This window comes from Prevotella sp. PTAC, assembly GCF_013166535.1.
Taxonomy (GTDB): domain Bacteria; phylum Bacteroidota; class Bacteroidia; order Bacteroidales; family Bacteroidaceae; genus Prevotella.
In genome coordinates, this window is the sequence record NZ_JABKKK010000007.1 from 130,892 (window position 1) to 152,327 (window position 21,436).

Genomic DNA, 21,436 nt, shown 5'->3' on the forward strand with positions numbered 1-21,436 from the left:
TCAACTTCTCTGTTTAAACATTATCATCAATGACTTTACATAATCCTCATCAGTCGAAATACAGATATTGTCAACATTACTTTTATTAAAAATATCTTTCAACATCCTTTGACGCTTCAACCAATAATTATAATGAGCCTCACGTAAACGTTTACTTCCCGTATCAATATACTGTTCAATACCTGTTTCCGCATCAATAATTCTCATTATTCCAATATCAGGTAATTCTTTTGCTCGTTTATCATAAACCTGAATAGCAATAACATCATGCTTACGACTACATATACTCAAAGGTTGTAAAATGTCATTTTTTACATAAAAATCACTAAGGATAAACATTGTACATTGTCGTTTCATCATGCCTGACATAAATTCCAAAGCACCTTTTAAATCTGTTTTTTTACTATCAGGCTTAAAATTAAGCATTTCATGGATTATATACAAAATATGCCTACGTCCTTTCTTTGGTGGAATATACTTTTCTATTCTATCAGAGAAAAAAACTACTCCGATTTTGTCATTATTCAAAATAGCACTAAATGCTAATGTAGCGGCAATTTCAGCCACCATATTACTTTTAGTTTGATGATGGGTACCAAAGTCAAGAGAACCGCTGACATCGATTAATAACATCACGGTTAATTCTCTTTCTTCTTCGAAAACCTTCACATAAGGATGTCCAAAACGTGCTGTAACATTCCAGTCTATATCACGAACATTATCGCCAAACTGATATTCACGAACCTCACTAAATGCCATTCCACGCCCTTTAAACGCAGAATGATATTGTCCAGCAAAAATATTAGCACTCAGACGACGAGTCTTTATCTCTATTTTGCGTACTTTGGTTATAAGTTCATGAGCTTCCATCAAGGCACTTCTACCTTATTTATTATTCTACTTATAATTTCTTCACTTGTAACGTTATTTGCCTCTGCCTCATAAGTCAGCCCGATGCGATGACGGAGGACATCATGTGCAACCGCACGTACATCTTCTGGTATCACATATCCGCGACGTTTAATGAAAGCATAAGCACGAGATGCTTTTGCTAAGTTTATACTTGCACGTGGACTACCACCAAACGAAATAATCCCTTTCATATCATTTAATCCATAACGTTCTGGGAACCTTGTCGCAAAAACAATGTCTGCAATATATTGTTCTATCTTCTCATCTATATAAACGTCATATACTACCGTACGAGCTTTCAATATCTCTTCTGATGATATCACTGGTTTTATTTCTTTTGGTACACCTGATATATTCTCCCGTATAATTCGTTTTTCTTCTTCTAATGTTGGATAGTCAATAATTACTTTAAGCATGAAACGATCAACTTGTGCTTCTGGCAATAAATATGTCCCCTCTTGCTCTATTGGATTTTGAGTTGCCATAACAAAAAAGGGATTAGGTAACTCAAAAGAATCACTGCCTATAGTAACTTGTTTCTCCTGCATTGCTTCCAACAACGCACTTTGAACCTTTGCTGGCGCACGATTTATTTCATCAGCTAATACAAAATTGGCAAAAACTGGTCCTCGTTTTACTTGAAATGTTTCCTCTTTCTGAGAATATATCATTGTCCCTAAAACATCCGCCGGAAGCAAATCTGGCGTAAACTGTATTCTGCTATAATCTGTATCTATTAATTGTGATAAAGTTTTTATAGCCAATGTCTTCGCTAATCCCGGAACACCTTCCAATAAAATATGTCCATCACTTAACAAACCTATTAATAGAGATTCTACAAGGTGTTTTTGACCAACAATAATTTGATCCATCCCTTTTATCAAATTTGTAATAAATGAACTTTGTTGCTCTATCCGTATATTTAATTCACGAATATCAATTGCCTCTGACATAATTATTATTTTAATTCTACTATATTATATATTCAGAATACAAAAGTAGTCAATAAATAAGTTTTTTTCAGAAAACTACACCTTAATAAATCAAAAAAAGTTTCTTAATTTTTATATTTTAAGAAACTTTTATATTCAACTTACTTTCGTTTTTTCTTTAATTCCAATTTAGGTATTTTTATTTTTTGCCCCTCTTTTATTTTTGCATTCTGCTCCAAATCATTATAAACCTCAATATAGCATACCATACCATCACCCAAAGTGACCCGAGATATACCAGTAAGAGTTTCCCCCGCTTTAACTGTTCTCACATGATCTGTCCCAATAATACGATAAGCACCTGTTCTCACACGATGATCTTTTGCTTCATATTGGTCATAATTCGATATTTGAATATTATCAAGAACAGTATTTTCTTGCTTTTGCAATGTATCTTTTTTGAATGCAGCCTCACTCACATCTGATATCTCTTTTTTCTCAACTTTCGTTATTTTCTTTTTTATATTGATATTGGCCTTTTTAGCAACTGAAAATTTTGGAGTTTGAACATTTGGAGTTGAATCATATATTCCATAACGATAACCTCCATATGCAAATGCACAACATGCTATTGCTGAAATTATAAAAAAAACAATCTTATTGTCTTTTTTAGTTGATAACATTATACTGTTAATATTATCATCCGTCATATTTTGAGAATCTAACTCTCCTTTGGTTTCACTATTAATTTGAGAACTTAATAAAGAACTCTTACATTCCATTGGTCCTGCTACATTTTGCTTTTTATCTTCAACTTCATCATTCTCTATATCATCAATCTTGCTATCCAAGAATACTTCTGTGTTATTTTCATTTATTACAGAATCACCGTCATCTTTTTTTTCGACTTCGTCCGCTTCTTGAACATTCTCATCTATATTAACTATTTCAATATCCTCCCCCAAAATAACTGTATCAAATTGTGAAAATGGTTTATTAACCAACTCTTTCATTGTTGAATCTGGTGTGAAAGTTATTTTTCCATGACTTTCTATCACAACTCGTTCTCCAGTATTAACATTAACACTTTCACGAGCATCAACTCCAATTATTTTAAAAGTCCCCAATCCTTTAACTTTGACAAACCCGTCATTGTCTAATCCCGTCCTTATTACATTAAATATTGCATTGGCAAAGCCTTCGGACTCCAGACTCCCCAACTGATACCTTTCAATTAATACCTTTGATATTTCTTGTATTGAAATTCTCCCCATTTTACTTATCCTTACTTTCTGTCTTTAACTTATCTTTCCATGACGTATTGGGTTTGAACCCCAGTACAAGCTTTGGAGGAACAAGCATACGCTGCTGTGTTGAAGGATTAATCATTATACGCTCCAGCTTCTTCTTTACTTCGAAACAACCAAAATTTGATATCATCACAGAATCTCCATCCATGAATTTATCACTCATAACATCTATGATATCTGTAACCATTCTTTGTGTATCAGATATACCATAACCTGTATCACGAGCCAATGCTGAAATAAACTCTTTATTATTCATTATTCTCAATTTTGTATGACAGTTCCAAATAAATCAAAACTTTCTGCATCAACAATCTTCACATCATAAAAACCACCTATAATCAATCGTCTCTCCGCAATAGGAATCAAAACTTCTGGATCTACTTCTGGAGAACTGTATTCTGTACGTCCTACATAATACTCTCCTTCTTTTCTATCTATCAACACACGTACTATATTTCCGATCCTTTCTGCTTCAAATTCTGCATTTATTCGTTGCTGCAAAGTCATAATTTTATCAAGACGTTGCTGCTTTATTTCTTCAGGAACATCATCTTCGTAATGTAATGCAGAATACGTATTTTCTTCTTCTGAATAAACGAATGCCCCCATACGTTCAAAACGCATTTCACGAACAAAATCGATCAGTTCATTAAATTCCTCTTCCGTCTCTCCAGGAAAACCGACCATTAATGTTGTCCTAATATAAATTCCTGGCACTTTCCTACGTATACTTTCTATCAACTCATAAGTTTCTTTTTTAGTAATATTCCTATGCATACGCTTTAATACATTATCCGACACATGTTGTAAAGCAATATCCAAGTATTTACATACATTCTGCTTTTCGCGCATCACATCCAATAATTCTAAAGGGAAATTTGCAGGATAAGCATAATGCAAACGAATCCATTCCACCCCCGGAACATCTGCCATGCGGGATATCAATTCCGCAATATGCTGTCTACCATCTATATCTACACCATAATATGTAAGTTCTTGAGCGATTATCTGAAACTCCTTTGTTCCATCTGATACAAGTGAACGTACCTCATTTAATATTTCGTCCATCTGACGACTCTTATGCTTGCCTGTGATAATGGGTATTGCACAATAAGCACACCGTCTGTCGCAGCCTTCACTTATCTTTAGATAAGCATAATGCCGTGGAGTTGTTATATGATGTCTAATTCTTTCGGTCTCATCATCAGAAACTCCAAGTTCATTGAGTAATTCCGTATAATCAAACTTCCCATAATATTTATCGACTTGTGGTATCTCCGCTTCAAGTTCACCCTTGTATCTTTGTGACAAGCACCCCATCACATAAAGTCTCTCTATCTTACCTTCATCTTTCGCCTGTGCAAATTCCAATATTGTATTTATACTTTCCTGTTTGGCGTCTCCAATAAATCCACATGTATTTATTACAACTATTTCTCCATGAGGATTTTCACTATCATGAGTACAATAATACCCCTTATTTTCAAATTTGTTCATAAGAATTTCAGTATCCACCAAATTCTTAGAACACCCCATTGTGATAAAATCAATCGTTTTCTTCACTTTTCAATCTGTTGTATTAAACAGAGAATTTACAAAATGATGTTTTCTAAACAACTGTAAATCTTCCATACCCTCACCAAGTCCTATATATTTCACAGGCACTTTCAATTGATCGCTTATGCCAATCACAACACCACCTTTGGCTGTGCCATCAAGTTTAGTTATAGCCAATGATGTAATCTGCGTAACCGCAGCAAACTGCTTGGCTTGTTCAAAAGCATTTTGGCCCGTACTTCCATCTAGCACAAGCATGACTTCATCCGGTGTTTGTGGAAGTACCTTTTTCATTACATCCTTTATTTTTTTTAACTCATTCATCAAGCCTATTTTATTATGAAGACGACCAGCCGTATCAATAATTACAACATCAGCATCATTTGCTTTTGCACTACTTAGTGTGTCAAACGCCACAGATGCCGGGTCACTACCCATTTGCTGCTTAACAACAGGGACACCGACACGTTCTCCCCAAATGCAAAGTTGCTCCACAGCCGCAGCTCTAAATGTATCGGCTGCACCAAGATAGACTTTCTTTCCTGCTTTCTTAAATTGATAGGCAAGTTTTCCTATTGTTGTTGTTTTTCCAACACCATTTACTCCAACAACAAGTATTACATAAGGCTTATGACCAGAAGGCAACTCCCAATCATCATTATTCCCATTATTATTTTCAGCAAGTAAAGATGCAATCTCATCACAAAGAATACGATTAAGCTCGGAAGTACTTACATATTTATCTCGTGCCACCCTATCCTCAATTCGCTGTATAATTTTCAGAGTTGTATCTACTCCTACATCACTCGTTATAAGTACTTCTTCCAAGTTGTCCAGAACGTCATCATCAACCTTCGACTTGCCTGCAACCGCACGTGTCAATTTGTCAAATACACTTGTTTTAGTCTTTTCCAAGCCCTTATCAAGCGTTTCTTTTTTGTTCTTATTAAAAAAGCCGAAAATTCCCATATTAATACATTTTAGTTGCAAAGGTACAACAAAAAAATTGATAGACGGAGAAAAACAAAGGAAAAACAAGAAAATACAAAACTCAAATGTGTTTATGTAATAAAATAAGAGTTCTGAAATATTTATTCCAGAACTCTTATGCGGTGCGTACGGGACTCGAACCCGTGACCCCATGCGTGACAGGCATGTATTCTAACCAACTGAACTAACGCACCAATCTTTCTCCATTTGCGGATGCAAAGGTACTAATAAAAAATTGAACAACCAAATTTATTCTGTAAAAATCACAAAAAAGTTTGTACCAATAGTGCATTTTGAAACCTATTACCGTCATACAACCAATCATGTAATACTCCACCGATTGAGTATCCCATTTTTTCAAACAAGTGTATAGATGCATTATTAGTTTCAGCTACAAATGCATAAAGTTGATGCAAATGCAATATATTCTTAGAATACGTTGCAAGATGATTTAATATACTTCCGGCATATCCCTGATTACGATATTTGTCAATAACAACAATACTGACTTCTGCACGCAAATGACGAGGATCAAAATTTATGACATCAGCGATCCCAACAATTTCATTATCTTTGTTTTCAACCATTAATCTTACTTGTTTGTCTGTATATATATCTCCGGTAACAGATAAGATATAATCATGCAGTGTAAATTTTGAATATGGCACATTAGTTATTCCGACATTCCACAACGCTACATTATTTTCTATTTCATAGAGAATTTCAAGATCTTCCGGTTCCAACGCCCGTAATTTTACATGTGGAAAAATATCCATATCTCTCATTTATCTTATTATTTCATCCGGAGTTATAAGTATCCCTGTATTAACGTTAAATGTTCCCAACTTGACATTAGTATCCTTATTTTTTGACATAAAATTAATTATATTCTCATAACTGTACACTGTTGTATCAAAAACTATATATGTCACCGCCTTTCCATCCGCACAAACTGAGAAAGGTATTTTCCTTATTTCATTCTCATTTTTCACACAAAACGATTCTGTCGTTAATCCCATACGATGGGATATTTCTATACACGATTTCAACATTCTTTCATTTCCGATAAATATAAACTTAGGCTCATTACCAAACTTTTCTACAAAACCGAGAGATTTACGCATCCATTTAGTCATCATCACAACAAACGCAATAAAAGCCTTCATATATATGGCAACCTTTATAGGCAAAACAACCCCCAATTTAAGATGTCCATAATGCTTACGAAAAAAGATCAACATGGCTTGATAAAACACATGAACGTATCTAAAAGATGTCTTGTGCGTGCTTTCTCCTTTATAATGCAATATTTGAAACGGCAAATACCAGTTATCAAATCCCCCCTTCAGTAATCTATATGACAAATCAATATCCTCTCCATACATAAAAAAATCAGTATCAAGAAGTCCCACTTTATCAAGCGCAGAGCGCCTTACCAAAAAGAATGCTCCGCTTACCACATCTATTTTTGCCGGTTTGTCCCAGTCCAAATAACTCATATAATAACGTCCGAAACGTTTACTTTTCGGAAATTTTGCGCAAAGTCCGCACATTTTATAAAAAGAAGTCATTGGTGTAGGTAAACCACGTCGCGATTCCATTGCCACAGTCCCGTCTGCATTATACATCTTAACCCCGACTCCTCCTGCATTCAAATGCTTATCCGAAAATTCTAAAGCCCCACGAATTGTATTCTCACCCACAAACGTATCAGGATTAAGCAGCAATATATATTCTCCCGAAGAGCGTCTTATCGCAATATTATTAGCTCTTGCAAACCCTAAATTTCTATTAGACTCTATTATATTTACATATTCAAACCGCTTACGAAGATACCCGATAGAATCATCTTCTGAATGATTGTCAACTACAAAAATTTCACTTTCTATACCTTTGAGAGCTTTCTCCAAACTATTAAGACACTGCTCTATATAGTATTTTACATTATAGTTTACGATTACAACTGTCAGTTTCATCCCCTTGCATTATATAGTTCCTCCTCACATTTTGTCTTGCCTGGATACACAAAAAACATGCTTATAAATACTATAATAGCAAGATAACCGAATGAACTTTGCATGAATAGATAATACAACAAAATATTCATTGCAAACAAACTGCCAAGGATAACCAACCTTATCTTGCCCCATTTTACTAACGCACGTTTTCCACTGAAAGCCAATTCCTTACGAACTTTGGTAAACTTAAACAACCGAAGTGAGACTGGTATACATATTATGGTTACCAATTCCATAACAGACATAACGACAAACTCTAATTGACCGTATGCATCTAAAAGTATTCCTTGTCCTATACCCCAAAGCTCAAAAAAGCCAACAAATAATAATGGCAACAATATCGCAATAATGAATATTGTCAATAGATTTTTTCTTGTTTTATCCATATTAGATTTATTTTTTATCAAATGGTGTCCTGTTTAATATAGATCTACCAAGAGTAACTTCGTCTGTATACTCCAATTCGTCTCCAACAGATATGCCTCTTGCGATAACGCTAAGTTCAATATCAAACGACGATAGTTTCCTGTATATGTAAAAGTTGGTCGTATCACCTTCCATAGTCGAACTCAGAGCCAATATCACCTCTTTTATATCACCTTCAGATACCCTGTTTACAAGAGACTCTATCTCTATATCTCCTGGGCCAATACCATCCATAGGCGATATTACTCCACCAAGAACATGATATAAACCATCGAACTGCTGCGTATTTTCGACAGCCATAACATCCTGAATATTTTCCACTACACATATAACAGTGCTGTCACGCCTCATATCTGCACATATAGGACAAATATCCGTATCGCTGATATTATGGCATTTAGAACAATGCTTTACTTCATTGCGCATTTTACTTATTGAACCCGCAAAAGCATTTACAGATTCCACGTCCTGCCGCAATAGATGAAGAACCAACCTAAGAGCGGTCTTGCGCCCCACTCCCGGTAGTTTGGCAAACTCGCCCACCGCCTTTTCAAGTAATCGTGAAGGATAATGATGTTCCATGCCTGAATTACTTTATTTCTATCTCACTAAGTTCAAGCCATCTCATACTTTTCTCTTCCAGTTCTTGTTGTAATACGGGAAGTCGCTTACTATTCTCAGTCAATTCATCAACACTAAGTGTTCCGCTGCACAATGCAGCTTCAATATTCTTCTGTTCATGCTCCAAATCTGATATTTCTTTTTCCAATATAGAGAACTCCATCTTTTCTTTGTAAGTCATCCTACGCCTTGTATCATTATGGTAGTTCTTTTTACCCGATACCTTTTTGTCACATCCCACCTTTCTATCTTCCTTAGCCGACTCCAATGCATTCCACGATCTGTATTGCGTATAATTACCGGGAAAATCCTTTATTTCCCCATTGCCCTTGAATACTAGAAGATGATCAACTACCTTATCCATAAAATAACGGTCATGGCTCACAACAATGACACACCCTGGAAAATCGGCAAGATACTCCTCCAACACCTGAAGTGTCACTATGTCAAGATCATTCGTCGGCTCGTCTAATACAAGAAAATTAGGATTACGCATCAGAACCGTACATAAATAAAGTTTACGCCGCTCGCCGCCACTCAACTTATATACGTAGTTATGCTGCTGCTCGGGAGTAAACATGAAATACTGCAGAAATTGAGATGCCGTCATATGACGTCCGCCACCTAAATCAATATAGTCAGCAATTGCCGTTATAACATCTATAACTTTTTGTCTTTCATCAAATACAAGACCTTCTTGGGAAAAATAACCGAACCGTACAGTCTCACCAACAACGATTTTACCAGAATCAGGTTTCTCTTGCCCAATTAGCATTTTGACAAATGTCGACTTTCCTGTACCATTATTTCCTACTATACCCATTTTCTCATACCGTGAAAAATTATAATAGAAATCATTCATCACCACACACTCAGGCGACCATGCTTTGGATATATACTGGCATTCAAAAATTTTTGTACCTATATATACACTACTTGATTTCAACCGTATCTGTCGCTCCTCTACACGCCGTTTAGCCACCTTTTCCAACTCATAGAAAGCCTCCTCCCTGTATCTTGCCTTATGCCCTCGAGCCTGAGGCATACGCCGCATCCAATCCAACTCTGTTCTATAAAGATTATTAGCCCGTGCAATCTCAGCGTTTTTGGCATCTATACGTTCTTGTCGTTTTTCTAAATAATAACTATAGTTTCCACGATAGGTATATATTTTATTGTCGTCAAGCTCCAAAATAACACTGCACACCCTGTCAAGAAAGAACCTGTCATGGGTCACCATCAGTAAAGTTTTGTTACCGCGGGCAAGAAACAATTCCAACCACTCTATCATTTCAAGATCAAGATGGTTTGTCGGCTCATCGAGTATCAATAAATCAGGCTCCGTAATAAGTACATTTGCCAATGCGACCCTTTTTTGCTGACCTCCACTAAGTTGATTGATCTGTTGAGAAAGATCTGTAATTTTAAGCTTTGTCAATATTTGCTTGGCCTTAAGCACCATTTCATCGTCACCACGATGATTGAAGCAAGCGTCAAGTACGGAATCTTCCGGATTAAATTTAGGAGACTGTTCAAGGTACCCTATTTTCAAATTGCGCCTAAAAACAATTTCTCCGGAATCATAAGTATCTTGCCCAGATATAATAGACAATAACGTTGATTTACCCGTACCGTTTTTTGCTATAAGTCCTACTTTCTTGCCTTCTGCTATGCTGAAACTTATATCCTCAAATAATGTAAGAGCACCAAATGATTTTGTCAGGTTCTGAACATCTAAATATGGAATTTCTTTTGCCATTGCGTTATTTTATTCAGCAAATGTCTTGTTTACTGCTTCTATATAATTAAGTACTTCATCCCGTCCTTGCCTATTTTCTGACGATGTTACAAACATTGGTGGAAGTTCTTCCCATGTCTCACCTAGTTTCTTTTTATAAGATATAAGGTTTGATTGCACTTTTGTTGTATTAAGTTTGTCTGCTTTCGTGAAAACAATTGCAAAAGGCACACTGCTAGCACCAAGCCAATTTATAAAGTCTATATCTATTTTCTGGGCTTCAAGACGAATATCCACAAGTACAAAAACATTTACAAGCTGTTCTCTTTGCAATATATATCCATTTATCATCTGTTCCAGTTTCGCTATCTCTTTTTTTGAACGTTTTGCGAAACCATATCCAGGCAAGTCGACAAGATACCATTCTTTATTTATTATAAAATGATTTATCAGCATTGTTTTGCCAGGTGTAGCGGATGTTTTTGCCAATTTTTTATTTCTACACAACATATTTATCAGGCTCGACTTACCCACATTGGATCTTCCGATAAATGCATATTCAGGTTTCACATCCTTAGGGCACATTGATACCATGGGGGAACTTATGACATACTCAGCGTTCTTTATTTCCATATCAATAATACTATTTAAGGTGCAAATTTACGGTAAAATAGACAAAACACAAAATAAAAACAATACTTTTAGACTTATGTTATAATGTATATAAAATAAAAAGAGAAGCGGAAGTGCTTCTCTTTGTGACTCCTATAGGATTCAAACCTATAACCTTCTGATCCGTAGTCAGATGCTCTATTCAGTTGAGCTAAGGAGCCTCTTTTTGTATTGTTTGCGCCTCATTTCTGAATTGCGATGCAAAGGTAGTCACTTTTTTTGATACTACCAAACATTTCACAAACTTTTTTCAAAAAAAATCAATATTTTATTGAAAAGGACACCAAAACTAATAAAATTAAGCATAAATATTCACGTCAACTTTTATTCGCATCAATACCACAAAAACATAACTGCCCATTGTGCCTTTATCCACAAATTTATTAAAATATCAATTACCCTTTGGATAATTATTAATCATTTTCACATAGGCCTCATGATATTTGTCTATTATTTTTATCAACCAGACAATATTTTCGAGTTTCAAACGCCTTAATAGACACAAAACGATAAACCAGTTGCATTTTATCGATATACAATAAAAAAATCAGATGGTGGCCTGAGTCCCCAATTAGCAGACAACAAATAACTCTTAGCATATATTAGAGCAAGTTACCTGACAAACGGCAAAGCAAAAAAAATATAACTAGCAAACATCTCATTGGGAAAAAGATTATAATTTTAAATCAATCATGAACTCTTTTTCTACAATACTCCTCCATTTATAACTCTATTTCACCCATTTATTATACGGAAAAATAGGATAATTATATTTACAAATAAAACAATAACATTCATTTTGATTAAATTTTATCAAAAATATGTTTTTAAACATACAATTTGATTTGCGAGTATTAGAATAAAGATTTACCTTTGGGGCAGTTATCCTGAATACAATCTTTTTACCTTAAAAAAGCTAATACCTATTGAAGAAGAATGTCTCACACTGTGAAGTGCGAGACATTTATTATATACTTACGGTGTGACTCATTAATTTTCCAATGCAATCTATCATCCTAAATGTCCAACCTCGCTTACATATAATCTGGGTTCAGTTCATAGAAATTTAGTGGGGATTTTTTCGTTGTTTTAAAGAAACTCCCGATTTTTACTTTATGGAAACAAATCAATTAGAGGTTTTGGCGCACATCGTGCTTCCCTCAGAAATCCTCAACTACTTTTCAGTAGTCGGTATTAAGCAAACATCTACAGAAATACACATTCATCTGGATGAATTAATGAATCCGGACTTGTCTGGTAACGTTCACTTTGAATCCAAAGGCTTCATGAATGCAGTAAGCGTCACCTACTTCCCAATCCGTGACCATAGGGTCATCTTGATGATACGCCGCCGTCGCTGTACTGACACGCGTACAGGCAAAAGTTTCAGTATCCCCATCGATCTGGATGTGGTTTGTAAAGGCACCCGTTACTCCAAGGTATTTGGAGCTTTTTTAAAAGAGACGTATGGAGACATCCCCGGTGACCTGCCATACGCTTGAGGAGTTCTATCATATAAATGGTCATACATTTGAGAAACAGTATAAGGAAACACTCAGTGGGTTCTGGGATTGGGAACAACTCGATCATGCGGACAGATGGATGTTGTTCCCTGACAACATAGGTCCACATTTGGCTATAGACAAGTCGTCTCTATCGAACGGTGAACTATATACCTTTATCACCAACCGTGACCGGCATGGTCGTGAGGGGTGTCTCGTGGCAGTCATGGCAGGGGCTAAGTCGGAGGATGTCATACAAAGCAAATAGACGAGGATACACGAGAAGCGGTGGAGGAAGTGACTCTTGACCTGTCCGATTCCATGCGCAAGATTGTTTCCGTTGCTTTCCCGAAAGCTAAACGTGTCATAGACCGTTTTCATATACAGAAACTTGCCTGTGATGCCGTACAGGAAATCAGTGTAGTTCACCGGTGGGACGCGTCGCAACAAAGCAATGAAGAAATGGAGGAATGCAAACAGACTGGAAAAGCGTACATGCCTTACCGTTTTCCAAACGGAGACACACGTCCGGAACTACTTATCAGAAGTAGGTATCTCCTGTTCAAGCCTGCAGACAAATGGACTGAACGACAGAAAGAAAGAGCTGGAATTCTATTTGAAGAATATCCAGACATTCAAATGGCGTATGGACTCTCGCATTCCTTAAGGATGATATTTTCTAAAAACACAATTAAGGACGCCGCAAGACTGGGCATGGCCCGGTGGTACAATAAAGTGGATGAGTCAAAGATAAAATCGTTCAATGTTATAGCAGCTACATTCTATGAACACTATGATGACATCCTGAATTTCTACAATAACAGGGCCTCAAATGCGGCAGCGGAGTCATTCAATGCAAAAATTAAACTCTTTAGGGCAAACTTACATGGAGTAGTGGATAAAAAGTTCTTCCTTTTTAGAATAGCAAAGATATATGCATATCCCCACTAAATTTCTACTGACCCATATCTGGCTTACATTAACATAACTATACATAAACTCATACAGCCTTCATAAAATTTCCTCGCATCGTTATTAAAGAAATAAACGATGCGAGGAAAACCGAAATTGATTATCATCACGACAACCAACTTTTCATTAACCTTAATAATCTAATACCATGAAAAACACAGTGCAAAATTATAACATAAATTATACCTGCGCCATGATATAGTGATAATTAAGCATATTTTCTTGACCTATTTAAATATATTACCATCCCATTTTAATGTTTTAGGAATAAATAGGCTTCCTATCTCACCCTTATCTTCCTCTGTAAGAAGAGGTATTGACAATTTAAGAATTAAATCTGTTGTCTCTGGTGATAGATTGGCCGATACCATGAATGGACATAATTTGTCGGTCAAAATTCTAAGTCTTTCATCACTTACAGTATGATCTTCAATCATAAAATTGGATATTTCAAACTTAATTGGCACCAAAGACTTCATGGATTTCCAACTGGTGGTATAGAACTGAACAGAACTTTCTTTTATGTCACTGCCAACAGATGAGACCATACATATTATTAATGAATCTCTGAAACTGTTACCATGATATGGCAGTATCTTCAATTCAACAGATGACGACGGACTTAATCTCAAATACAAATAATCATGAGTAAGTCTGGTTAATGTCACACTGTCACCTAAATTATCATTTACCTGTGCTTCCATCCCTGATTCCGCAAAATCTATTAAATCAAGCTTATTACCGCTTGACATATATGGTAACAGCGTATCCGGCATATTGACGAATATGGTACGCATGGATACTTCCTGAGCAAACAGTTGAATACTCATAGGGAAAAGCAATAATGTTATTATAGTCTTTATATTCATTCTGATTTATGTTTCCAAATGTCGTTTGTCACTTTATTGCGGATTATAAGACTGTTTATCATTGTTATAAAAACAAACAAAACACCTCCAAATACCATCGAAGGCAATAACGTTCCCCCATTGAGATTGGGATATATACTCTCTATTGTATCCATATAATATCTGCGGACAAAATATATTATTACGCACGCTACCGCAACGATAGATAGGTTCAATAATGCCGTAAGCATTTGATATGGAAACGCCACTTGTCTTGGGCTATATCCTATAAGCAACAAATTCTCCAATTTTGACGAGTTTTTCTGCACCAAAAGATAAATACTGAGCATGAGTATATAAAAACTCAGAACGCTTATAATGATACCGACCGACATGACAAGTGATACTACCATTCGAAGAAAGAACATATTCTTTTCTGCATTCAGTTTATTGTCTTCCACCTCATAACCGTTTTCGTCAATGAATCGCGATATACGATCATCTGTCGGATTACCTACTTCAATAACTATTCGTGTCGGTTCCTCTGGCTGCCTGTCGGAATATTTGGCATTACTCCAATCCATAAATGCTTGTGGTACAAGTATAGTGTTCAACCGGCTGGAAAATCCAATTACCTTTCCCTTGTATTCGTCTTTCATACCGTTACCAGAGATAAGTATGCGGAAATCAATCATGCCGACTAATCCTTCGCTGATCTTAGGTAGCGAACGTGATTGGGCGAATCCGAAATTATACATATTAATATATGTACGCGGCAAGATGATAGGTACCACACTACTACCTTTATCCCATGTCCAATCATCCTCAGAAGCATCCACAAAATCATCCGGAACGCTTTCAAAAAAAATCTCGGAGCTCAATATGGGAGAACCACCCACTCCCATATAGGCACTCACATTATATAATGTAGAAGTAAATTGCCCTGTTTTATTTACAAATCTCTGACTGGAAATATCGTTTATCTCCGCTCCAGTAAACGTATTGGATTGACCAGACAATGTATTTCCTATACTGATTTGTTTACTGATAATAAGATAATCTGCACTCATGAAAGAATCCGGTTGTGTAAACACTGGCTCTACATCACGATAGAACTGAAAACCGAGAATAACTATCAGCACTCCCATAAGATTAGCAAAAAAGAACCCTACGAACTGCGGCACACTGATATGATGCCGAAGTAATTTCCAAACAAGCTTCATAACCTTAATGTTTTTTCGTATTTCATATCTATATGCTTTCCAATACTTGTCATTATTATTCCTGCTCCCTGGCGTTGTGCCTCGGCAACAATCATTTTCCCCATTATAACAGCATTATTGTCATCAAGGTGACTTATCGGCTCATCGGCAATAATGAAATCAAACGGTTGCACCAATGCTCTCATAAGAGCGACACGCTGCTGTTGACCAAACGACATATACCTCACCGGAACATTCAATTTATCAGCTATTCCCAATACTTCAAACCAATCTTTTATTTCTTTTTCTTCTTTAAAACCGACAAGATTGTTTTTTATAATGACATTCTCCAACGCTGTCAATTCCGGAAACAACCTTAGTTCCTGAAACAAATGACTTATATGATTCTTTCTTATATCACACCAGTTACTTACCGTAAAGCTTTTAATATCTTCATGATCAAAACTTATTTTACCGGAATAATCATTCCGATATCCTAACATATAACTGCAAAACGTACTTTTACCTTTACCGCTTTCAGATTCCATCAAGTAGACATGCCCGCGTTCAAAAGTCACGTTACTATTCCATACATCCGAACACAGTCTGTCATTATCAGCAAAGACAGAAGGCAAAACGGAACATAATTCTAGTTTATCCATATTTATTTCATGCTATATACAACGACATTGACATTTCCGAATATAGACGAAAAAATGTCCATCGCTGTTTGTAATTGCGGCATCTGCTTGGTAAGAGCATCTAAGCTCACTATAACGCAAGCACGTTTCCCACGTATCCCATTTCTCACACACTCCGACAAACGCTCTCCTGACGGTAAACCGGCCGTTTGAGCCAAGTTCTCTGTTGTACTTATATATAATTGGTTCTGTTTATTTATACCGAAATACATATTCCACCCGGCACCGGAATAAAAGAACTCACGATCATTTTTGTTCCTTATTTCATAACCACTCGGGGTCGTCTTTTTCCAATAATCCACATCAGCCAACCAATCCGTATCACGAACGTTTGCCAACAACTGAAAATCAAAATTCTTTCCTTTCGCAGAAGGCATTGCCATCAATATATCTCCATCAATACTTTTCAATATCATATCTATATCCAATGCCGTATTCAATCCTATAAGCAGTGTACGGAATGGTATATTATTACGTAAAAGATTTAAATAATTCTCACCATTCACGCCGCTTAGAATTGTCAACACATTATTCAATGATATACAATCTATATATTTGCCTTCTATAGGATGATAGGTTGCCAACGACGATTTTATAGACAAGTCTATATCGTTATCAAAAGAAAATGTCTCACCAACAATATTGAGACATCCGTCACTGACAGTTGCTGATGCAGCCATTAAAATATCATTCGGCTTTGCTTTGGACAATGCACCCATAGAAAAAAGAGAGAGCATCTTTTCCGGCAGTGCTTGCCCTCTTATTATCATGGCTATCGGAGTTTCTATTGAATCCAGACGTTCATACATTGGAGTGTTAACTATACTGTTATCATTTTCTGTTCCAAGATACTTAGTAATCTTTGCCTGCAACTTTGATTGTCCAGATCCAATGGTAGGTCCCATCAATATTATCGCACTTTTAGAAAAACCTGCCACAAAACTATCATTGAATACGGAGAATTTATATCCTTTCCTCTCTTTTATTTTCGTACATTTATTCTTTTGTGATAATTCTTCAAACCATGACTCAACTTTCTTTTCATTATCAACACATGCCACAAGCCCCAACATTCCTTCCGCATCCTCAAACAGATATATGCGTTCATTTAAATCAATACCACTTTGACCGATATCTTCTATTTGCAAAATACTGTTGATAATACTTTTATCACCAGCATTATCTGCTTCAGAAATTCCTTTTACATCCAAAGAAAGTAACGCTATGCTATTTGCAGGAATGGCATTTCTGTAATCAGATGAGCATGAACTCAATACTACGCCAATCGTTATTATATATATAATTATTCTTTTCATCATTTACCATTTAATTTGTCGGACAGTTGCATCATCATCAAAGCTGCTATCGCAGCTGTCTCTGTACGAAATCTGCTTTCTCCCAAATGCACTGGTACATATCCTTTATCTATTGCCAAACGCACTTCTTCAATAGAAAAATCCCCTTCAGGCCCAATTAAAACCGTCACATCATCCATCTGCCCTTGTGTTTTCAATTCATCAAAAAAGTATTTCCTTGGTATCTCTGTATAACAATGAGCTATAAATTTAAGCCCGGCACGTGGTGTTGAAATAAACTGCTTGAAAGCAATCATGTCATTAACTTGCGGTTTCCATGCCTTATGGCTCTGTTTAATTGCAGAAATAACTATTTTATCAATTCTCGGCAGTTTTATTATTCTACGTTCGGAAAATTTACAGTTAAGAAAGGAGAATTCATCTATTCCTATTTCCGTTGCCTTTTCTACCATCCACTCCATACGCTCCATCATCTTGGTTGGGGCTATCGCTATATGATAATGCCGTGCCCATTGACATTTCTGAGGATGTTCCTCTAAAATCTTATATACGCAACGTTTATTGGAAGCGAAAGTTACTTCTGCATTGTAATACTTACCGCATCCATCCATAAGGACTATTTCATCTCCTACATTTAATCGTAGAACCCTAAGCGCATGCAGGGCCTCTTCTTCGGGCAATTCTTCGGAAATGCTTGCATTCGGCACATAAAAAAATCTTGTTTCTTTCATAATACAATCATTTTCTGTTTTCCAATTCTTCTTTGATATATGATGCCAACCTGTAATTCTCCTGCTCTATCGCTTTCTTCAACTCCTCTTTTAATTGCTGTGTGGTAATGGAATTTATTGGTATAGACATTCTGCTTGAATTCAATTTGTACTGTTCACTTTGCTTTAACATCAGTTTAGTGTCTATGTAGAGGGGTATACTACATATTAGTGATAATAGAACCGCATCGCTAAGTCTAATAGGATATGAACTTAAAGCGTTTGCATCCAATAATGCTACTTTATATTCTCCTTCGTCAATGCCATGAATCATTATCTCAAACCTCTGAATATCAACCAAGTCTTTCAACAAATGAACAAGAACTTCTGGTACAAATGTTTTCGAAAGAGTTTTATCCGAAAGTCTGATACTTATCTGATACTTCATGATTTCATCACAGACAAAACTCAATGCTCTTTTCTTTTCCATATCAGTAAGTACAATAACACTCATCTTACTATTGCCTACCACTTCCGATATGCCATTAAAGTAAAGCTGTATTCTGCTCATTTATTTAACTTATCTTTATTCGGTCGGAATACTAAAGCAAAGAGAACACCAACAGTAAGTGCATAAGCCGCAAATATGTACCAGCAAGTCTTCCATTCTACACCTTCGGAAGACGTATGTAATGTTACTACCGCTTGGGCGATCAATGCTCCAACAGTAGCACCGACTCCATTTGTCATCATCATAAACAGTCCCTGAGCACTTGAACGAATAGACGCATCGGTCGTTTTATCTACAAATAGCGAACCGGATATATTGAAAAAATCAAATGCGACTCCATATATTATCATAGAGGCAATAAACAGCCAGACACCATTGCCTGGATTTCCGGCTCCAAGCAATCCAAATCGGAATACCCATGCAAACATTGCTATCAGCATTACATTCTTTATTCCAAACCGTTTCATGAAAAATGGAATCAAAAGAATACAACATGTCTCACTAACTTGAGATAAGGAATAAAGTATATTAGCATGTTGAACCCCAAAAGTATCAACATATTCCGTCATTGACTTAAAACTTTCTATATATGGTGTCGCAAAACCATTCGTTATTTGCAGACATACACCGAGCAATGCTGAGAAAATAAAAAATATCGCCATGTCTTTATGACGGAACAAGGAAAAGGCCTTCAATCCAAATGCATCAACAAAACTTTGCTTATCCCCGTCTCTGGCAATCGGACATGCAGGTAAAGTAAAAGTATATAGGAACAATAAAAGACTCAACACTCCCGAAGTAACAAATTGATTATGATTTGACATAAAGCCTGTAATATCGACAAACCACATCGCACATATAAAACCGATAGTACCGAAGACTCTTATCGGAGGAAAATCCTTAACGGTATCCATACCAGCTTTTACCAACGCACTATATGCCACCGAATTTGTCAATGCCAACGTAGGCATATAAAAAGCCATACTTATGGAATAAAGGGAAAACAAAACAGCAAACTCCGAGTTGTTCCCTTCCGTATACCCATACCATGCTGCCGCCAACATAAACAATCCGGCCATAAGATGACACAAACCGAGCAATCGTTGTGCAGGTACCCATCTGTCCGCAATAATACCCATTATTGCCGGCATGAAAATAGAGACTATACCCTGTATCATAAAGAAATAGCCAATCATGGATGCCATTCCTATTTTAGTAAGATATACTCCCACACATGTTAAATATGCTCCCCATACGGCGAACTCCAAATAGTTCAATAATGCCAAACGTACTTTTAGATTCATAATGTTAACTTTTTCTTTATTGTTATTAATTCATGTAGCTGTATAAAACACTTATATAAATCTTGCCCCGTTTCTGTAAGCGATGATATTACCACACTCATCATTTCGCAACTCCATGACACCACCGACCCACTCCACCATAGGCTCTTCCGCATTAAACTGATGATATCCGGTTATAATCCCATCATCAATATCCAATATACACATATTTAATGTCTGTCCATTAAAAATAACCTCATGGACCGCAATATGCCTTCTTCTACCCTTTTCCACTCTTACCCGGTTTTAAAAGCATCCGTTTCTCTTTACGTACATTCAATATTGTCGTATCAGAAATATTATTCTTCATTGCTGAATCAGGAACAGCCTTTAAAGCATCATGTTTTTCCGGACTAATACTATCCGATAACAGCTTGTGAAACCTGACAAACTGGATATTATCTATAAACATGACCTTTTGAGTCCGTGACTCATCATTACCTCTATTAAGATAAATAAATCCTCTAAGATCCTTTATGCCATTATCATCATTACCTTTTATACGCAACTGTGACAGACCAGACACTGTTACATGGGTTGAATGTGTCGAAATACTATCATTGTCGTATCGAACAGCTATGTACGCCACTGCATCCTTGGTTCCACTTTGATAAAAGAACGTTGTCATGAAATTAAACAAAAATGAATCTCCTTTTTTGAATGTCGAATCACCCTCTATCGTAAAGACCAACTTATCATAAGGAGATACCGGCATCAATATGGCAGCCTGTTCTCCCTTCCATATATTTGCTGTATCTCCATCTGTTGTCAACATTGAATATTTCCCCATTTCACCGACAGAAGCACCTAATCCTAACGCCTCATTCTCCAAACGGTCGCCAACGCTCTTATATATTTTATAAAGTCGCTCCGAATGTGTATAATAATACACCATGGATGAATCAAATTGTGCTTCTGTCACCCCATGTTTCTTCAATACCGCATAGTAATAAAGACTTTTGTTGAATGACACCGAGTTTGACTCAGACGCACGTCCACCCACTGCTTGGGATATATAATAATCATATAATATATCTTCCATATCGTCAGGCTGAATAAACTCGCCAGGTACTGTCGGTTTACAAGCCACCAACAATAACGAAAACACTATTGCCTTTAATATATTAGTAATTGTACTGACTTCACACCTCATCT

The 21,436-nt window shown here is 36.3% G+C and carries 22 protein-coding genes, 2 tRNA genes and 1 pseudogene; 2 read left to right on the top strand and 23 right to left on the bottom strand.

What is annotated here, in order from left to right; all coding sequences use genetic code 11:
* The 14 genes from HPS53_RS07050 to HPS53_RS07115 form a co-directional block, all read right to left on the bottom strand.
* On the bottom strand, positions 1–870 hold the full coding sequence (locus tag HPS53_RS07050; protein ID WP_104369920.1) for a DUF58 domain-containing protein: 870 nt from the start codon (positions 868–870) through the stop codon (positions 1–3).
* Complete coding sequence (locus tag HPS53_RS07055; protein ID WP_172205332.1) at positions 870–1,865, bottom strand: MoxR family ATPase; 996 nt, start codon at positions 1,863–1,865, stop codon at positions 870–872. Before HPS53_RS07055 ends, HPS53_RS07050 begins: the two co-directional genes overlap by 1 nt.
* A 140-nt stretch (positions 1,866–2,005) precedes the next feature.
* On the bottom strand, positions 2,006–3,118 hold the full coding sequence (locus HPS53_RS07060) for an HU family DNA-binding protein (RefSeq protein WP_172205335.1): 1,113 nt from the start codon (positions 3,116–3,118) through the stop codon (positions 2,006–2,008).
* A gap of 1 nt (position 3,119) precedes the next feature.
* On the bottom strand, positions 3,120–3,410 hold the full coding sequence (locus HPS53_RS07065; protein WP_172205338.1) for an HU family DNA-binding protein: 291 nt from the start codon (positions 3,408–3,410) through the stop codon (positions 3,120–3,122).
* A gap of 5 nt (positions 3,411–3,415) precedes the next feature.
* A complete protein-coding gene (rimO, locus tag HPS53_RS07070) occupies positions 3,416–4,717 on the bottom strand; it encodes a 30S ribosomal protein S12 methylthiotransferase RimO (RefSeq protein ID WP_172205341.1) in 1,302 nt (433 codons plus the stop codon).
* 3 nt (positions 4,718–4,720) lie between these two features.
* Positions 4,721–5,680: a signal recognition particle-docking protein FtsY gene (ftsY, locus tag HPS53_RS07075; protein WP_104369925.1), complete on the bottom strand. Its 960-nt coding sequence runs from the start codon at positions 5,678–5,680 to the stop codon at positions 4,721–4,723.
* Between the two features lie 141 nt (positions 5,681–5,821).
* Positions 5,822–5,895: transfer RNA gene (locus HPS53_RS07080), tRNA-Asp, on the bottom strand.
* A gap of 69 nt (positions 5,896–5,964) precedes the next feature.
* Positions 5,965–6,486, bottom strand: coding sequence for a GNAT family N-acetyltransferase (locus HPS53_RS07085; RefSeq protein WP_104369926.1), 522 nt, complete (start codon positions 6,484–6,486; stop codon positions 5,965–5,967).
* On the bottom strand, positions 6,487–7,677 hold the full coding sequence (locus HPS53_RS07090; RefSeq protein WP_172205343.1) for a glycosyltransferase family 2 protein: 1,191 nt from the start codon (positions 7,675–7,677) through the stop codon (positions 6,487–6,489).
* Positions 7,674–8,105, bottom strand: coding sequence for a hypothetical protein (locus HPS53_RS07095; protein WP_104369928.1), 432 nt, complete (start codon positions 8,103–8,105; stop codon positions 7,674–7,676). The genes HPS53_RS07090 and HPS53_RS07095 overlap by 4 nt, the downstream gene beginning before the upstream one ends.
* A 7-nt stretch (positions 8,106–8,112) precedes the next feature.
* The gene (gene recR / locus HPS53_RS07100; protein WP_104369929.1) at positions 8,113–8,727 is read right to left on the bottom strand and encodes a recombination mediator RecR; all 615 of its coding nucleotides are present in this window, start codon (positions 8,725–8,727) and stop codon (positions 8,113–8,115) included.
* 7 nt (positions 8,728–8,734) lie between these two features.
* Positions 8,735–10,525 (bottom strand): ABC-F family ATP-binding cassette domain-containing protein, encoded by a 1,791-nt coding sequence (locus HPS53_RS07105; RefSeq protein WP_104369930.1) that lies wholly within the window; start codon positions 10,523–10,525, stop codon positions 8,735–8,737.
* A 9-nt stretch (positions 10,526–10,534) separates the two neighbouring features.
* A complete protein-coding gene (yihA, locus tag HPS53_RS07110) occupies positions 10,535–11,137 on the bottom strand; it encodes a ribosome biogenesis GTP-binding protein YihA/YsxC (protein ID WP_104369931.1) in 603 nt (200 codons plus the stop codon).
* 126 nt (positions 11,138–11,263) lie between these two features.
* Positions 11,264–11,337, bottom strand: a tRNA-Arg gene (locus HPS53_RS07115).
* A 954-nt stretch (positions 11,338–12,291) separates the two neighbouring features.
* Between HPS53_RS07115 and HPS53_RS07120 the strand changes: the two genes are divergently transcribed.
* Together HPS53_RS07120 and HPS53_RS07125 are read left to right on the top strand one after the other, a co-directional pair.
* On the top strand, positions 12,292–12,678 hold the full coding sequence (locus tag HPS53_RS07120; protein WP_172205346.1) for a hypothetical protein: 387 nt from the start codon (positions 12,292–12,294) through the stop codon (positions 12,676–12,678).
* Positions 12,644–13,629: pseudogene (locus HPS53_RS07125) on the top strand (transposase). The gene HPS53_RS07120 and the pseudogene HPS53_RS07125 overlap by 35 nt, the downstream one beginning before the upstream one ends.
* A gap of 248 nt (positions 13,630–13,877) precedes the next feature.
* On the opposite strand, the gene HPS53_RS07130 reads toward HPS53_RS07125, so the two are convergent.
* The 9 genes from HPS53_RS07130 to HPS53_RS07170 are packed head-to-tail and all read right to left on the bottom strand — an operon-like array spanning position 13,878 to position 21,434.
* Entirely contained in the window at positions 13,878–14,519 is a 642-nt protein-coding gene (locus tag HPS53_RS07130; RefSeq protein ID WP_172205349.1) for a DUF3256 family protein, read from the bottom strand.
* Positions 14,516–15,721: an ABC transporter permease gene (locus HPS53_RS07135; RefSeq protein ID WP_104369934.1), complete on the bottom strand. Its 1,206-nt coding sequence runs from the start codon at positions 15,719–15,721 to the stop codon at positions 14,516–14,518. Before HPS53_RS07135 ends, HPS53_RS07130 begins: the two co-directional genes overlap by 4 nt.
* Positions 15,718–16,362 (bottom strand): ATP-binding cassette domain-containing protein, encoded by a 645-nt coding sequence (locus tag HPS53_RS07140; protein WP_104369935.1) that lies wholly within the window; start codon positions 16,360–16,362, stop codon positions 15,718–15,720. The genes HPS53_RS07135 and HPS53_RS07140 overlap by 4 nt, the downstream gene beginning before the upstream one ends.
* 2 nt (positions 16,363–16,364) lie before the next feature.
* Positions 16,365–17,720 carry a DUF4836 family protein gene (locus tag HPS53_RS07145; RefSeq protein ID WP_104369936.1) on the bottom strand — a complete coding sequence of 452 codons (1,356 nt, stop codon included), beginning with the start codon at positions 17,718–17,720 and terminating at the stop codon, positions 16,365–16,367.
* On the bottom strand, positions 17,717–18,448 hold the full coding sequence (locus tag HPS53_RS07150; RefSeq protein ID WP_104369937.1) for a 16S rRNA (uracil(1498)-N(3))-methyltransferase: 732 nt from the start codon (positions 18,446–18,448) through the stop codon (positions 17,717–17,719). Before HPS53_RS07150 ends, HPS53_RS07145 begins: the two co-directional genes overlap by 4 nt.
* A 7-nt stretch (positions 18,449–18,455) precedes the next feature.
* Positions 18,456–18,998, bottom strand: coding sequence for a bifunctional nuclease domain-containing protein (locus tag HPS53_RS07155; RefSeq protein ID WP_104369938.1), 543 nt, complete (start codon positions 18,996–18,998; stop codon positions 18,456–18,458).
* Positions 18,995–20,242 (bottom strand): MFS transporter, encoded by a 1,248-nt coding sequence (locus HPS53_RS07160; protein WP_172205352.1) that lies wholly within the window; start codon positions 20,240–20,242, stop codon positions 18,995–18,997. The genes HPS53_RS07155 and HPS53_RS07160 overlap by 4 nt, the downstream gene beginning before the upstream one ends.
* A 51-nt stretch (positions 20,243–20,293) precedes the next feature.
* A complete protein-coding gene (locus HPS53_RS07165; protein WP_172205355.1) occupies positions 20,294–20,449 on the bottom strand; it encodes a hypothetical protein in 156 nt (51 codons plus the stop codon).
* A gap of 52 nt (positions 20,450–20,501) precedes the next feature.
* Positions 20,502–21,434 carry a DUF4296 domain-containing protein gene (locus HPS53_RS07170; RefSeq protein ID WP_104369941.1) on the bottom strand — a complete coding sequence of 311 codons (933 nt, stop codon included), beginning with the start codon at positions 21,432–21,434 and terminating at the stop codon, positions 20,502–20,504.
* Positions 21,435–21,436 lie beyond the last annotated feature (2 nt).

Coding starts and splice junctions, on each gene's coding strand:
- HPS53_RS07140 (WP_104369935.1), bottom strand. CDS start 16,362: ATGGATAAACTAGAATTATGTTCCGTTTTGCCTTCTGTCTTTGCTGAT.
- HPS53_RS07150 (WP_104369937.1), bottom strand. CDS start 18,448: ATGAAAGAAACAAGATTTTTTTATGTGCCGAATGCAAGCATTTCCGAA.
- yihA (WP_104369931.1), bottom strand. CDS start 11,137: ATGGAAATAAAGAACGCTGAGTATGTCATAAGTTCCCCCATGGTATCA.
- HPS53_RS07165 (WP_172205355.1), bottom strand. CDS start 20,449: ATGTGTATATTGGATATTGATGATGGGATTATAACCGGATATCATCAG.
- HPS53_RS07090 (WP_172205343.1), bottom strand. CDS start 7,677: ATGAAACTGACAGTTGTAATCGTAAACTATAATGTAAAATACTATATA.
- HPS53_RS07065 (WP_172205338.1), bottom strand. CDS start 3,410: ATGAATAATAAAGAGTTTATTTCAGCATTGGCTCGTGATACAGGTTAT.
- HPS53_RS07105 (WP_104369930.1), bottom strand. CDS start 10,525: ATGGCAAAAGAAATTCCATATTTAGATGTTCAGAACCTGACAAAATCA.
- HPS53_RS07130 (WP_172205349.1), bottom strand. CDS start 14,519: ATGAATATAAAGACTATAATAACATTATTGCTTTTCCCTATGAGTATT.
- HPS53_RS07060 (WP_172205335.1), bottom strand. CDS start 3,118: ATGGGGAGAATTTCAATACAAGAAATATCAAAGGTATTAATTGAAAGG.
- HPS53_RS07055 (WP_172205332.1), bottom strand. CDS start 1,865: ATGTCAGAGGCAATTGATATTCGTGAATTAAATATACGGATAGAGCAA.
- HPS53_RS07095 (WP_104369928.1), bottom strand. CDS start 8,105: ATGGATAAAACAAGAAAAAATCTATTGACAATATTCATTATTGCGATA.
- HPS53_RS07145 (WP_104369936.1), bottom strand. CDS start 17,720: ATGATGAAAAGAATAATTATATATATAATAACGATTGGCGTAGTATTG.
- ftsY (WP_104369925.1), bottom strand. CDS start 5,680: ATGGGAATTTTCGGCTTTTTTAATAAGAACAAAAAAGAAACGCTTGAT.
- HPS53_RS07160 (WP_172205352.1), bottom strand. CDS start 20,242: ATGAATCTAAAAGTACGTTTGGCATTATTGAACTATTTGGAGTTCGCC.
- HPS53_RS07085 (WP_104369926.1), bottom strand. CDS start 6,486: ATGAGAGATATGGATATTTTTCCACATGTAAAATTACGGGCGTTGGAA.
- recR (WP_104369929.1), bottom strand. CDS start 8,727: ATGGAACATCATTATCCTTCACGATTACTTGAAAAGGCGGTGGGCGAG.
- HPS53_RS07050 (WP_104369920.1), bottom strand. CDS start 870: ATGGAAGCTCATGAACTTATAACCAAAGTACGCAAAATAGAGATAAAG.
- HPS53_RS07170 (WP_104369941.1), bottom strand. CDS start 21,434: ATGAGGTGTGAAGTCAGTACAATTACTAATATATTAAAGGCAATAGTG.
- HPS53_RS07155 (WP_104369938.1), bottom strand. CDS start 18,998: ATGAGCAGAATACAGCTTTACTTTAATGGCATATCGGAAGTGGTAGGC.
- HPS53_RS07120 (WP_172205346.1), top strand. CDS start 12,292: ATGGAAACAAATCAATTAGAGGTTTTGGCGCACATCGTGCTTCCCTCA.
- HPS53_RS07135 (WP_104369934.1), bottom strand. CDS start 15,721: ATGAAGCTTGTTTGGAAATTACTTCGGCATCATATCAGTGTGCCGCAG.